The sequence below is a fragment of the Bradyrhizobium sp. LA6.1 genome, assembly GCF_040547805.1.
Lineage (GTDB): Bacteria > Pseudomonadota > Alphaproteobacteria > Rhizobiales > Xanthobacteraceae > Bradyrhizobium > Bradyrhizobium barranii.
Window position 1 is genome coordinate 109,470 of the sequence record NZ_JBEPQK010000016.1, and the last position, 12,520, is coordinate 121,989.

15 protein-coding genes are annotated in these 12,520 nt (G+C 60.8%); 5 read left to right on the top strand and 10 right to left on the bottom strand.

Features of this window, described 5'->3' with window-relative positions; genetic code table 11:
- Positions 1 to 109: 109 nt before the first annotated feature.
- The 10 genes from ABIB99_RS31865 to ABIB99_RS31910 all read right to left on the bottom strand — a co-directional run bounded on the left by ABIB99_RS31865 (position 110) and on the right by ABIB99_RS31910 (position 8,154).
- Positions 110 to 292, bottom strand: coding sequence for a DUF1214 domain-containing protein (locus tag ABIB99_RS31865; protein ID WP_354122154.1), 183 nt, complete (start codon positions 290 to 292; stop codon positions 110 to 112).
- On the bottom strand, positions 216 to 1,586 hold the full coding sequence (locus tag ABIB99_RS31870) for a DUF1254 domain-containing protein (RefSeq protein ID WP_502917529.1): 1,371 nt from the start codon (positions 1,584 to 1,586) through the stop codon (positions 216 to 218). The genes ABIB99_RS31865 and ABIB99_RS31870 overlap by 77 nt, the downstream gene beginning before the upstream one ends.
- Positions 1,587 to 1,621: 35 nt before the next feature.
- Positions 1,622 to 2,737 carry a DUF1254 domain-containing protein gene (locus tag ABIB99_RS31875; RefSeq protein WP_247303137.1) on the bottom strand — a complete coding sequence of 372 codons (1,116 nt, stop codon included), beginning with the start codon at positions 2,735 to 2,737 and terminating at the stop codon, positions 1,622 to 1,624.
- Positions 2,724 to 3,116 (bottom strand): hypothetical protein, encoded by a 393-nt coding sequence (locus ABIB99_RS31880; RefSeq protein WP_247303139.1) that lies wholly within the window; start codon positions 3,114 to 3,116, stop codon positions 2,724 to 2,726. Before ABIB99_RS31880 ends, ABIB99_RS31875 begins: the two co-directional genes overlap by 14 nt.
- 303 nt (positions 3,117 to 3,419) lie before the next feature.
- Entirely contained in the window at positions 3,420 to 3,554 is a 135-nt protein-coding gene (locus ABIB99_RS31885; RefSeq protein WP_256468602.1) for a hypothetical protein, read from the bottom strand.
- A 341-nt stretch (positions 3,555 to 3,895) separates the two neighbouring features.
- Entirely contained in the window at positions 3,896 to 4,060 is a 165-nt protein-coding gene (locus tag ABIB99_RS31890) for a hypothetical protein (RefSeq protein ID WP_247303140.1), read from the bottom strand.
- A 43-nt stretch (positions 4,061 to 4,103) separates the two neighbouring features.
- On the bottom strand, positions 4,104 to 5,204 hold the full coding sequence (locus tag ABIB99_RS31895) for a dihydrolipoamide acetyltransferase family protein (protein ID WP_354122156.1): 1,101 nt from the start codon (positions 5,202 to 5,204) through the stop codon (positions 4,104 to 4,106).
- A 20-nt stretch (positions 5,205 to 5,224) separates the two neighbouring features.
- Positions 5,225 to 6,205 carry an alpha-ketoacid dehydrogenase subunit beta gene (locus ABIB99_RS31900; protein ID WP_247303173.1) on the bottom strand — a complete coding sequence of 327 codons (981 nt, stop codon included), beginning with the start codon at positions 6,203 to 6,205 and terminating at the stop codon, positions 5,225 to 5,227.
- Positions 6,198 to 7,298: a pyruvate dehydrogenase (acetyl-transferring) E1 component subunit alpha gene (pdhA, locus tag ABIB99_RS31905; protein WP_247303145.1), complete on the bottom strand. Its 1,101-nt coding sequence runs from the start codon at positions 7,296 to 7,298 to the stop codon at positions 6,198 to 6,200. The genes ABIB99_RS31900 and pdhA overlap by 8 nt, the downstream gene beginning before the upstream one ends.
- Positions 7,299 to 7,704: 406 nt before the next feature.
- Positions 7,705 to 8,154, bottom strand: a complete 450-nt coding sequence (locus ABIB99_RS31910) for a YbhB/YbcL family Raf kinase inhibitor-like protein (RefSeq protein ID WP_247303147.1) — start codon at positions 8,152 to 8,154, stop codon at positions 7,705 to 7,707.
- A 294-nt stretch (positions 8,155 to 8,448) separates the two neighbouring features.
- Here ABIB99_RS31910 and ABIB99_RS31915 point away from each other — a divergent pair, with 294 nt between their 5' ends.
- The 5 genes from ABIB99_RS31915 (at position 8,449) to ABIB99_RS31935 (ending at position 12,134) form a co-directional block, all read left to right on the top strand.
- Positions 8,449 to 8,973 (top strand): MBL fold metallo-hydrolase, encoded by a 525-nt coding sequence (locus ABIB99_RS31915; protein ID WP_354122157.1) that lies wholly within the window; start codon positions 8,449 to 8,451, stop codon positions 8,971 to 8,973.
- Positions 8,970 to 9,446: an MBL fold metallo-hydrolase gene (locus tag ABIB99_RS31920; protein WP_354122158.1), complete on the top strand. Its 477-nt coding sequence runs from the start codon at positions 8,970 to 8,972 to the stop codon at positions 9,444 to 9,446. Before ABIB99_RS31915 ends, ABIB99_RS31920 begins: the two co-directional genes overlap by 4 nt.
- A gap of 114 nt (positions 9,447 to 9,560) precedes the next feature.
- Positions 9,561 to 10,277 carry a CapA family protein gene (locus tag ABIB99_RS31925; RefSeq protein WP_247303151.1) on the top strand — a complete coding sequence of 239 codons (717 nt, stop codon included), beginning with the start codon at positions 9,561 to 9,563 and terminating at the stop codon, positions 10,275 to 10,277.
- A 119-nt stretch (positions 10,278 to 10,396) separates the two neighbouring features.
- Entirely contained in the window at positions 10,397 to 11,149 is a 753-nt protein-coding gene (locus ABIB99_RS31930) for a cupin domain-containing protein (RefSeq protein ID WP_354122159.1), read from the top strand.
- Positions 11,150 to 11,210: 61 nt separating this feature from the next.
- On the top strand, positions 11,211 to 12,134 hold the full coding sequence (locus ABIB99_RS31935; protein WP_247303155.1) for a complex I NDUFA9 subunit family protein: 924 nt from the start codon (positions 11,211 to 11,213) through the stop codon (positions 12,132 to 12,134).
- Positions 12,135 to 12,520: the final 386 nt, after the last annotated feature.

Below are 12,520 nucleotides of genomic sequence, written 5' to 3' on the forward strand. Positions count from 1 at the left end.
TGACTGCCCCGAAACGAGACTTCTGCTCTACCCCGATCAACGGACATCGTCAGACCGCCCTGGCATGTCTCAAAGGGGCCATGTGCGGACCTTAGGTCGTCACCCCGACCTATTTCATCAGCTCGAAGCGTGGAATTTTGTACGCTCCATCCAATACGGCCTTCTCAGGACCATAGGTCCGCAGGCCCATGAAAAGATCAATTCCAGGGATGGTTTCAATCCAGTTCGATTCCAGACCCTTGGGAGCGGCGGGACCGATATAAATGTCTGTGGACCCGTCGGGGTTCTTCACCAGCTTGTCGAGGGATGAAAGCTGGCGGCCTTTCTTGCTGTTGGCGATGAAGAATGAAGGTGCGGGTGCGGCCGTCATAGGCGAACACGGACCAGAAATTCCGGGCAGGAAAGCCGTTCGGCATCCGGAGCCGGTAATTCTTGGTCGAGTCTATTGGACGGCCCTCCGCGTCGACGAACGCGGCGTTGTACATGGTTCCGCTTCCGAGAACGGCGGGCATGACATAGGCCCAGTAATCAATCGCTGCGCGCCGTTGATAGTCGATCGTCCCATCCGCATTTTCGTAGACGTAGAGGCGGCCTTTCGCGATATCCTCCTTGTGCAGGTTGAAACGGGTCCAGCCGGGTTGCCCCTCAGCAGGGACCAATGCAACGCCGTTCGATATCTGGATCAGGTATGCTTGCGCATCCTTCGCCGCGCGTTCGAGGATCTGCACGGTGTGAGCATCGGGCTTGAAGGGCTTGCCTTTCTCGATGCCGACATATGCGGCCATCCCAAACATGGTCTTGTCGTAGTCATTCGCAGACTCTTCCTGCACGAGCATGTCGACCAGGTTGAAGTATCCAGCATCGAATACCGGAGCGGCGCGATACACGGTGCCCGACATATCGAGGAAGGTCGTCTTGTCCGGGCTTGTCGCCTGCGCCAAGGGATAGACCTTCATCGTGTATGCGTATTCCACGGCGGCATCCCAGCCGGCCGTCGAGATCGAGCGGATGAGGACATTCTGCAGGTAGGTGCGGCTCCGCATGGTCTTGTATCCGGCGGGCACATCTTCCTTGTAGTCGGGTGGCAACAGAAGATATTTGGCGCCCTTTCCCTCGTCCCAGCCATCCTTACCAACATCAATCCCGTCAAGCGGGCGCTGCCAAGCGTCACAGATCGTTCCGTATAGATGGGACTCGCTGGTAGCAGCGGGGATTTCGACCACGATGGGCCCATCCTTCAAATCGAAGGCGCCTTGCAGATACGGAGTCTGGGTCTGCAGAGCGACCAGGTGGATATCCGAGTTCAGCGGCTTGGTGTTGATCGCCACATCATTCGGCTTGCCGTGCAAATCTCGCTTCACTGCTTCCCGGGCGGCAAAGCTGTCCGCCGCGGGCATGGCCCACAAGGCAACCTCGAACGCGCGGCGGTAAAGAAGTTGATCGGCGGAGTCTTGACGGCTTGGCGGCTGCGGGTTTTGCGCCGACGCCTGCGGGGCGATGGTGGCCGCCGTGCACAGCGTCATCACGACGGCGGCGGAGTGCAACGTATTCAAGATGGTGCTTTTCATGTTGTTGCTCCCACTCATTCGCCGTAGGTCGAATCCTCAGTGCGCTTACTTCGTCAGACCTTCTCGAAATCCGGCAACCTCCACGACTTGTCGAAGAACGCTTCGGTCGGGCCATAGAAGCGGAACCACACCCACCAACCACGTCCCGGCAGTGTCTTGATCCAGTTGCTTTCCTTGCCTGAGGGCGCCGTCGGTCCGAAGTACAGATCGATCGAACCCTCGGCATTGGTCGCGAGCTTGTCGTAGGTGGACTTGGCTGCCACGTCGGTGTCGATTTGGACCATCGACCTCGTCTCGAAGTCGTACACCGTCACCGACCAGAACTCCTTCACCGGCATGTTGGCGGGGACGCGCAGCCGATATTGATTGGAGCCGTTCAGCCAATCACCCTTACTGTCACGTGCGGAGCGCAAATATTGCGAACCCTCACCGAGGTGCTTCTCCTTCATGGCAGGCGATGCCATTGTCGCCTGAAAATAGTAATTGATCCGCGCCTCAAGGTCGCTCCAGTACCTGTCTCGCAAGCCGGGGTTCAGCATGAGCACGAACTCCCATTGCGTGCCGGGGTAATAGACGACGTCCTTGAGACGCGGGGCCATGCTGATTGCTTGGTCGATCGCCCAAGCGACGTCACTGGCCTCAGTGAGGATTTGCCTCATCCGTGGATCGGGATCGAAGGGTTTGCTAGGTTCAATGCCGAGCGGTTTGAGCAAGGCCAGCAGGAAAGCGCCATCTTCGCTCTCGCTCACATAGTTGGCGACCTCTGCGACGCGCTCCCAATACTTGAAGCCTTCTGGTGCAATTGAGTTCCAGTCCTTGCCCGAGGTCAGCACGACGGTCGTTTTCGGCGGGTCATTTCGCTCTGACAGCGGGTAGATGCGCGTGGTCTCCAAGCTCTCTGCTGCTCCTGCAACATCGCCATTACGGACGATACCACGGGCAAAATACGCGGCCAGTGACGTCGGCGAAGTGACCCTGTAGTAGCCCTCGGGGACCGCTTCGTTGAAACCGACGGGAAGAACAAGAAACTTACCGCCTTTGCCCTTATCCTCACCAATCGCGCCGACGCCAGCGATGGTCTGCTGCCACAAATCAAAAAAGGCGCCATACGAACCGGGCGCAACCTCCACGACCATGGGACCGTTTTTCCTGAGATCAAGGAAGCCCATCGCGTAGATTGTCGTGCTGTTGCCGGTCAGGGCGATACCATGCGTGGTCGAGGAAATGTTGAAGGAGATACCAGTCCCCCTCGCGCCCGCCGACCTGCTGCAACCCCGTGTTCAACTCGTTCATTGCGACGAGTGGGTCCACGTACTGGTAGGCCAGCACAGCGCGTTGGAAGTCGAGCTCGTCGTACAGCTTCTTGACCGTCTCGGCAGTCGGAAATCCCGCTTCATACCGCAGGTCGCCAATTCGCGTTCTCTTGATGTCGGCCGGTCGTTCGCTCGCTGAGGCAACTCCGGTGACGCCTACGCTTGCGCTGGCCAGACCTCCCGCCATCAGAAGACCCGCAGGAAGGAGCGAAAGGGTATCGCGACGTGTGGGCATGGGTGACCTCCCTATATGCGGCTAGGGCAGTTCGAGAGAATATAATCCGAGGTTGTATCCGGCGCTATGTGTTTCCGGCAGAGCGCTCAACGCACGCGCCAACGACGGCGAAAGGTCCGCTGAGGGTCAAAATGCGAAGAACTTAACGTGAGCAAATCCAGTCCGCTATGCCCCATTGAACGGACTTCAACGAGTCGTGCCGCCACTTCGCCGAAGGGCCGGCCAGAAAGCGACATCGTAAAATGAGAGAGGCCGCAAACTGAGGCTAACAGTGTGACATTGGAGCCGCCAACTGAGTCTGCCTTAATTCATCTTGCGACGTAGCTTCCGGATGATCTCCCGCAGGTCGTTGGCGTACTCTTCAATGATCCGCCGCGCCTCCTCCAACCGGGAGGGCTTGGGCTCCTTTGCCTCGCTCTGTTCCTCGGGCTTCGTCATGCCACAAGGTCCCGGAGGGCAGGGAATGGTTCATTGAGCTAGATCAAATCAGGCCACTACTCGGAGACGGCACCGAACTTAGGATAGACGGTTCGCTCCGGCTTACATCGCCGAACACCGGCACTGCCACGCACGCCATTACCGTTGCCGTGCTAGGGTCGTCACCACGACGGGGGCTTGTTCACTGCGGCTTCCAGCTTTTCGCCTGGTTCGACTAAGGGCTAGATATGAACAGCACCCGGCTGTGGGTACTGTCCACGCGCAATTCGCGTTGTGCTTCCGCCGCCCCACGCGTCTTGGTCACCGGCGTTTGGCCAGTGTCCCCGAGTCTACTCCCGCTCTTATGCTCGCTTGGTTTGGTCGGCGGCGAAGCGGGCGTCGATGGCATCGAGAACCCGGATGGTTTCGACCATGGCGGCGCGCTCGCGGACACATTCTACGTCCTGCGCGGTCGCTTCCTGCGCGACGGCAACAATGGAAAGCACGAGCTGCAACAAGGTCCTCATGATCGTGCTCCAATCGGTCCACGATTCGCGTCGAACTGCTGGTTCACGAAATCCGCTCAAGATCTGACTTGAGCGCGACCAAGAAGCGTGCGGCTTCGCCGCCCGTCACGACGCGATGGTCGAAGGTGAGCGACAACGGCAGGGTGCGCCTCACCGCAGGCTGGCCCCGATGCGCGACCACCCGTTGGGAGATCCGGCCAGCGCCTACGATTGCCGTTTGCGGCGGCACGATGATCAGATTCGCAAACCGCCCCCCGATCATCCCGAAATTCGACAGCGTAATCGTGGCGCCGCGTAGCTCCTCCGGGGGTATCGAGCGCGCGATCGCGTCAGCCCGCAGGCGGTCGAGTCCTGCCCGCAAATCCGGTACGCTCCGCTCAGCGACGTTGCGCAACACGGGAACGATGAGGCCGCCCTCGGTGTCGACGGCGATGCCGAGATCAACGCGCTCGATCAGACGCCGTTCGCCGGACGCGGAATTATACCAGGCATTGAGCGCGGGCTCAGCCTTGCAGGCGGCGGCGATGGCCCGCGCCAGCCGGATCGTCACGTCCTCGCCTTGCCGCCAATCGTCAATGTCGGCGTCATCGGTGACAGTGGCGGGGGCGATTTCGGCATGAGATGCCGCCATGCGTTGCGCCATCACGCGCCGCATACCGCGCAGGGGCTCGGCTGGACCGCTGTGGGACATGCTCTTGGCAGCCCGTTCGACATCGGCCCGCGTGATGGTGCCGCCGGATCCTGTGCCATCGACGAGGTCAAGGGCAACGCCGAGTTTGCTCGCGAGCGCGCGCACTGCCGGAAACACCCTGAGCTCCTGCCCGGTGGGGCGCGCAGAAGGGATTCCTACCGCCTGCGCAGCTTCGCCGCCGCCGAGTTCGCCGACAACGGTGCCGGTGTCCGGTTCGGCGCCCTCGGCAAATTCGACGAGCGGCATGCCGACCTTCACGATATCGCCCTTGGTGCCAAACAGGTGCGCGACGCGTCCGTTCGACGGCGACGGTATCTCAACGACCGCCTTGTCGGTCTCGACGGATAGGAGCAGCTGATCGGTGACGACGTGATCGCCTTCGCTGACATACCAACTGACGATCTCCGCCTCTTCAAGACCTTCCCCAAGATCCGGCAACGTGAGCTGGCGCATGGGACAAAGTCCGTTGGAATCTAGCTGAACTGGCAAACCTTGCGGGCGGCGGTCACGATACGTTCGACCGAAGGCATGTAGTGTTGCTCGAGGCGTGCCATTGGGACGACCGTATCGTAGCCGGTGACGCGGGTCACGGGCGCAAGCAGAAAGGACAGGCCGCGCTCCGCGATAAGTGCTGCGATCTCGGCTCCGAATCCCCCGGTGCGTGCCGCCTCGTGCACGATGACGCAACGCCCGGTCTTTGCGACCGAACCAAGCAGGGTATCTTCATCATAGGGCTTGAGCGTGGCGAGATCGATGACCTCGGCGGCGATGCCCTCGGCCGAGAGTGCATCGGCAGCCGCCATGGTTTCCCTCAGCGTGGCGCCCCAACTGATCAGCGTGATGTCGCGCCCCTCCCGCAGGACAAAGGCGAGATCCAGCGGCAAGGCTTCGCCATTGTCTTCCACCTCGCCTTTCGCCGCGCGGTAAAGGCGGGTTGGCTCCAGAAACACCACTGGATCGGGATTCCGGATCGCTGCGAGCAGAAGTCCGTAGGCACGTTCCGGCGAGGAAGGCATCACGACGCGCAAGCCAGGAATATGGGCGAGCATCGCCTCCGTGCTTTCCGAATGATGCTCGGGCGCGCGAATGCCGGCCCCATGCGGAGTGCGCAGGACCATGGGACAGGTGAGCCGTCCCTGGGTGCGATTGCGCATGCGGGATGCGTGGTTCACGAGTTGGTCGAAGCAGGGATAAAGAAATCCCATGAACTGGATCTCGCCGATTGGTTTTAGCCCCTGCACCGCCATGCCGACGCAGAGCCCGCTGATGAGGAGTTCGGCAAGCGGCGTATCGAGGACGCGCTCCGATCCAAAGCGCTTTTGCAAGCCCACGGTCGCGCGGAAAACGCCTCCATCGACGCCGACATCTTCGCCAAGAACGAGCACACCCGGATCATCCTCCATCGCGCGGGCAAGCGCCAGATTGACGGCTTCGACCAAGGTTACCTCAGGCATCGTTCTCTCCCGCGAGTTCCCGGCGTTGCACGGCATAGGCCTCGGGCAGATCGGCATACAGGTGATCGAAGATGGTTTCGGGTCGACGCGGCTCAATTGTCAGATAGCGTTCGACCGCCGCTTCGATGCGCTCATAGCACTCGGCGGCAAGCTGCTCCTCGTCCGCTTTGGTCCACATTTTTTGGCCAACAAGATGGGTCCTCAAGCGCGCTATCGGTTCTTCCTTCCAATGAGCTCGTACTTCGTCGGCCGAGCGATAGCGTGATGCATCATCGGAAGTTGTATGATCGCCGAGCCGATAGGTGACCGCCTCGATGAAGCGGGGGCCTTTGCCGTCGCGGGCTGCGGTAATGGCCTCCTCAGCCGCGGCACGCACCGCCACCGCGTCACACCCATCGATCTGCTCGCCAGCGAACCCGGCGGCGATGGCCTTCTGCGCCAGCGTTTCGCAACCAGTCTGCAGTCGCAACGGCACCGAAATAGCCCACTGGTTGTTGGTGGCGACGAACACGACCGGCAATTTGTGCACACCGGCAAAATTCATCGCTTCGTAAACATCGCCTTTCGAGGTGGCGCCGTCGCCGAACATACAAACGGCGACACGCGGTTCCCTCCGCAGCTTGAACGCATAGGCGACGCCTGCAGCATGCGGTGCCTGTGATCCGACGGGAATGCAGAACGGGAAATCGTGGACCGGTCCGGAGAAGCGATTGCCCCGTTCGTCCCCGCCCCAAAACAGCAATATCTCCTCCAGTTTGACGCCACGCCAGATAAGCGCGCCATTGTCGCGATAGGAGGGCAACAGCACGTCTTCTTCCCGCATTGCACTGGCGATGCCGACCGACACCGCCTCCTGCCCGAGCGAAACCGCATAGGTCCCGAGCCGGCCGGTACGCTGCAATGCGACAGCCTTTCTGTCAAAAAGCCGCAGGAGCACCATGGCCCGATAAAGCCCGACGAGCAGCTTGGCATCGGTGGCGAACGCAGGGAGCGGCCGGTCTATAGAGCCGTCTGACGCAAGGTAATTGCGGCGGCGCACCTCGAAGTGCGCGATCACCGGGAGCCCTTCGTTTGCCACCCTTTTGCTGGCCACGGTCTCGCTCCGGGAGCGATTTCGCCCCCCCCACAGCTCACTTGGTGCTGGTGCCGCGACGTTGCAATACCGTGGCGAGTCGCTTCGGCGCGCAGGGGGCACTGCCGCATTGCGGTTATGGGGCTCCATGCGACATGGAAGCGGCACTGCCACGGTGGTACATCAAACCATGGCGAATGGTCAGGTTGTCCTGGTAACAACTGAACCGCGAGGTGGCGGCACAGCCCTTCGCTCGGTCTATTTCGTGGCCGAGGGAGATCCTGCCAAGGCCGAAGCAATTGTCGCAGCAATCATGGCCCCGAATGAGAGCGTCGAAGCGTTGGGGACGCTTCCCGCAGCCGCTGTCAAAGCGCTCGGATTGAAACCCGGTGACTTCACGCACGGGTGAGCGGCACTTCTCCCGGTACTATCTCTCATACCTACCAACGAGGGTCGCCTCCGCGATGGCGTACTTGCGTGCCTCTCGCTCGACCTCAGGGCAGGACGCATTGGTCTTTGCCGAAAGATGGTCGGTCGAGAGCGCGAGCAGCCGGAAGTGGTAGTGGTGAGGTCCATGGCCATGGGGCGGACACGGGCCGCCATACCCCATTTTGCGAAAATCGTTGACCGCCTGCTTGATGTTCTTGTTCTGCGCGGCACCGACAGCAAGTTCCGTGACTGTTGGCGGAAGATCGTAGGCCGCCCAGTGGTGCCATGTGCCGGCAGGTGCATCGGGATCGTCGCAGAGCAGGACAAAACTCCGCGTTCCCCCCGGCGCGTCCGACCATTGCAAAGGTGGCGAGAGGTTTTCTCCATCGCAGGTGAAGCGCCGTGGAACTGCTGCTCCGTCAGCGAGCGCGCTTGAAACGAGCTTCATGGCTCTCTCCATCGGGCTGCAGGAGACATTGGCTCGGGCTTGACGAGTTCCTCAGAGACGGGCTCGACCTCACTAGATCGGCTGCGCTGAGGATGAGGTTCGCAGACGACATCGCCCGCGAGCGGATCGCGGCGGTATAGCTCGATTTTGCCCAGTGCGGAATCAGTAATGTCTGCTCAAATCGGAAGTTCGTCGGGCATGCCCAAACTCAACCCGGTGTAAAAGGGTATCCTTGGGCAGTGGAGGCAGAGTGACGCCCGAAATGCGCAAAAACCCGCTGCAGAATAGACTGCTATGCGCCCCATCTTCAATCCGAGCCTTGTCAACGGTCGCTGCGGAGACCCGACGGTCTATGTGGAGACGCTGTTCGAAAAGCACAGTCTGCTGTTCGATGTCGGAGAAATCGCCTCACTGTCAGCGCGGAAGATACAACGCGTCGACCAACTCTTCGTCTCGCATGCGCATATCGACCATTTCGTTGGCTTTGATCATCTGCTCCGTTTGCTCGTGGGACACGAGAAAACAGTACAGCTTTACGGCCCGGCCGGCTTCGCCGAGCGCGTCTTTCACAAACTTCAGGCCTATCGGTGGAATCTGGTCGAAAACTATCCTTGCGATCTCGTTTTCGCTGTGAGCGAACTCGAAACGCAGAATTCCATGTCTACCACGCGGTTCCGGCTGAGGCGGGCCTTTGCCGCGGAGCCGTTAGTCTCACGCCAAACCCTTGCCGGCGTCCTCAGCGACGAACCGTGTCAGCCGCGATCCTCGAACACGGCACGCCCTGCCTTGCTTTTGCGCTGCGCGAGGCGGCGCATGTGAACATCTGGAAGAACCGATTGTCGGAGCATGGGCTTCCCGTTGGTCCGTGGTTGCGCTCGCTCAAGCAGGCCGTTGTCGAGCGTCGCGCGGACGATCATTTGATCCGTATCGACGGATCGGCGACCTCGGACGATCGTCTTGTCCCGCTTGGCAGCCTGCGTGATCTCTTGACGGTCACTGCCGGCCAGAAAATTGCCTATGTTACCGATGTTGCCGACACGCCGGCCAATCGTGCCGCCATCACAGCGCTCGTTCAGAATGCGGACATTCTCTTCATCGAGGCGGCATTTGCGGAGGCCGACGTCGCATTGGCGAGGAACCGGGCCCATCTTACAACCATGGCTGCAGGAGAAATTGCGCGGCAAGCCAATGTGCGCCGCGTCGAGCCGTTTCACTTCTCTCCGCGCTATGCGGGAGACGAGGTGCGGATGCTGGCCGAGGTGATGACGGCGTTCAGAGGATCTCACGCCTGACGCGAAGACTAGTGTCCAATATCACTTCTAGTGCGGTTTGGATTTGACGTTCGCCATGACTGCTCGCTGAGCCAAGGTAGCGAATGTCAAATCCATCGCACCAGGCGGTAATTGATGGCCGAGGAACGACATCTGACGGCTGGGCATCGGAAATCGGTGCGGCTCTTTCCATGTGGAGATGTCATGTGCGGCCGCGGCATCGACCAGGTGCTGGCGCATCCCTGCAGCTCCGAGATCTACGAACGCCACGTGCGAACGGCGGAGACTTACGTGCTGCTCGCCGAGCAGGCGAACGGGCCCATTTCGCGGCGCAACGGGGCGTCCTACGTTTGGGGCGCCGCACTGGACCAATTGGAGCGCATGCAGCCGGACGCGCGGATCATCAATCTCGAAACGGCTGTGACCCGCAGCAATGACCGGGCGAACAAGGGCATCAATTACCGCGTGAGCCCCGAGAATGCAGAATGTCTCGTGGCTGCCGGGATCGACTGCTGTGTATTGGCCCACAACCATGTGCTCGATTGGGGCCGCGCCGGCCTGCTGGAGACGCTGACCGTTCTGCAGAAACTCAACGTCAAAGCGACGGGCGCAGGACGCAACGATCACGAAGCGCGCGCACCCGCAGTGCTGAACCTTGCCAAAGCAAGGCTTCTGATCTTCTCGTTCGGATCGACATCGAGCGGCATCCCGTTCGGGTGGGCTGCGACGCCCGACGCTCCAGGCGTCAACTTGCTGCCTGACCTATGCGAGGTGAGCGCGTTGCAGGTCGCCAACCAGGTCATGGCACTCAGGAGGCCGGGCAGCTATCCTAGACTCGGAGAACCTCTCTAGAGCCGATACGAGGATCGCCGGCTGGAATGGCGCGGTAGCCGCTCGAAGCGGCCAGCCATTCCAAGAGGTACTGCGAGAGCGTATGGTGCTCCGATTACCCGCTGAACCTGGAGGCAGTCATGCAGTTCAGGACAACCGGACTACTGTTGCTCGGCGCGATGGCGCTTCCCGTCTCCGGGACCGCACAAACCGCGCCCGCTCCACCGGCAATTACACGAACCGTGGTCGCTGCAACCAAACTGCCGACCGTCACGGACGTGCCGCTGCATTTCAAAGCGGTGAGCATCACCCTTCAAGCGGACGAGAAGTGCGGCGTCTCGGCGGCCGACGGCATCCTCTACCAGCTATCAGGATCGACCGAGGTCGCGCTCGATGGCGAGGCTAAAACGCTCAACGCCGGCGAGGGGCTATTCATCGCTGGTGGAAAAACCGCGGCGCTGACGGCGGGCGGCGGAGAGCCATCTACTTTCCTCCATTTTTTCCTTGCTCCCGCTGTGGACTTGGGTCGGCCTGTCGAGACGGCACCTGCTGCCGTGACAGAGCTATATCGGACCGCGACTCCAATCCCCGACCTGCAGCCAGGGGGGTATGATCTCAATCTCACGCGAGTTACATTTCCGGCGCAGATGCCCTCCAACCCGCCGCACCATCGCTCAGGAGCGGCTCTGTACTATATTATATCCGGCACCGGAGCGAACACGATCGACGGCAAGACGGAAGCAAGGGGACCAGGTTCCCTGATCTATGAACCGTACGCGCTCGTGCACCGATGGGGAAACCCGGGCAACGAGCCGTTGGTATTTTTGGCCTTCAACATCAATCCGGAAGGTGTGGCAGCCGTGCTTCCGGGCGGACCGGAAAAGAAACAATAGTTGACGGCGGGCCGCCCAAAGCATCCGGACGGCCGTTCGCATGAATTGGCGAATTTGAATCATGGTGGCAACGAACGATCGCACCGTCACCGTGTTCGGCGGAACCGGTTTTCTCGGCTGCCGCATCGTTCGGCATCTGCGCTCTCACGGATTTCCTGTTCGGGCCGCGTCAAGGCATCCGGACCGGGCGCACAGACTGTTTGGTCCCGATGATCCGCAGCTTCAATCAGTGTGGGCCAACGTTCACGACGAGCGGTCAGTCGCGGATGCGCTTGCCGCCGCCTGTGGCGTTGTAAACGCGGTTAGCCTTTACGCCGAGCGCGGACAGGAGACTTTTCATTCCGTTCACGTCGAGGCTGCGCAACGGGTCGCGGCTCAAGCTCGTCGTGCCGGTGTCGATCGGCTCATTCACATTTCAGGAATTGGCGCCGATGCCGGCTCACGATCGCGCTACATCCGAAAGCGCGGCGAGGGTGAACTGGCGGTCCGGTCCGCCTTCGGCGATGCACTTTTCGTCCGCCCGGCAGTAATGTTCGGACCAGACGATGCGTTCCTCACGACCATCCTTGGGCTCCTCCTCCGACTTCCGATCTATCCGATGTTCGGCCGCGGCCTGACCAGATTGCAGCCGGCCCATGTGGAGGATGTTGCGGAGGCAATTGGCCGGGTCATGCGGCAAGCGGAGATGCCTTCAACAATCTTCGAGTTCGGTGGCCCGCGCGTCTACTCTTACGAGGAGTTTCTTGGAGCCGTTGCGCGCCAGGCTGGACTTGTGCCCCGACTGGTTCCAATCCCGTTTGCCGCCTGGAATGCACTTGCGTGGGTCTCCGAAATGTTCCCAAGCCCGCTCCTCACGCGCAATCAAGTGGAACTGATGCAAATCGACACCGTGTCATCGCCGGAGTTGCCTGGATTTGCTGAACTTGGGATTTCGCCGCAGTCGGTCGAGGCGATACTCCAAAAGATGTTGTCGAATTGCGGGTGAAGGAGGCTGCTCGGTTAATCCGTTTCAACGGCTGACGGTTCAGCGCGACATCCGCCCGCACTCAGCCACTGGATGTCCGAGAGGGATCAAATGCGCCGTTTTGAGCCCAGGCCGGCCACTTCCGTTGATCCCTGATGAGCAGATGAGCCGGCATGTCTCCAGCCTCTGCACAAAGGCGGAAGTGATCCCGACTCGCGGCGTCGCGAAACGGCGATTGTGCAACACATCGAGAATGGCTCTGTTAAGCCGCTTCCTTGCACAAGGGGAGTGGCCGCCGCGCCGGCCCCTCCCCATTTTGGCTGCGCTGGGGACGAGCACGTCCTCGTGTGCCATCGGAGACGGGCAATGACCATAAGAACCTTTTGCACGCTTGCCGCCGCCATCTT

Bases quoted from the DNA above. Each gene is read 5' to 3' on its own strand.
- ABIB99_RS31870 (WP_502917529.1), bottom strand. From the start codon at position 1,586: ATGAGTGGGAGCAACAACATGAAAAGCACCATCTTGAATACGTTGCAC.
- ABIB99_RS31875 (WP_247303137.1), bottom strand. From the start codon at position 2,737: ATGGGCTTCCTTGATCTCAGGAAAAACGGTCCCATGGTCGTGGAGGTT.
- ABIB99_RS31880 (WP_247303139.1), bottom strand. From the start codon at position 3,116: ATGCCCACACGTCGCGATACCCTTTCGCTCCTTCCTGCGGGTCTTCTG.
- ABIB99_RS31885 (WP_256468602.1), bottom strand. From the start codon at position 3,554: ATGACGAAGCCCGAGGAACAGAGCGAGGCAAAGGAGCCCAAGCCCTCC.
- ABIB99_RS31890 (WP_247303140.1), bottom strand. From the start codon at position 4,060: ATGAGGACCTTGTTGCAGCTCGTGCTTTCCATTGTTGCCGTCGCGCAG.
- ABIB99_RS31895 (WP_354122156.1), bottom strand. From the start codon at position 5,204: ATGCGCCAGCTCACGTTGCCGGATCTTGGGGAAGGTCTTGAAGAGGCG.
- ABIB99_RS31900 (WP_247303173.1), bottom strand. From the start codon at position 6,205: ATGCCTGAGGTAACCTTGGTCGAAGCCGTCAATCTGGCGCTTGCCCGC.
- ABIB99_RS31910 (WP_247303147.1), bottom strand. From the start codon at position 8,154: ATGAAGCTCGTTTCAAGCGCGCTCGCTGACGGAGCAGCAGTTCCACGG.
- ABIB99_RS31915 (WP_354122157.1), top strand. From the start codon at position 8,449: ATGCGCCCCATCTTCAATCCGAGCCTTGTCAACGGTCGCTGCGGAGAC.
- ABIB99_RS31925 (WP_247303151.1), top strand. From the start codon at position 9,561: ATGGCCGAGGAACGACATCTGACGGCTGGGCATCGGAAATCGGTGCGG.
- ABIB99_RS31930 (WP_354122159.1), top strand. From the start codon at position 10,397: ATGCAGTTCAGGACAACCGGACTACTGTTGCTCGGCGCGATGGCGCTT.
- ABIB99_RS31935 (WP_247303155.1), top strand. From the start codon at position 11,211: ATGGTGGCAACGAACGATCGCACCGTCACCGTGTTCGGCGGAACCGGT.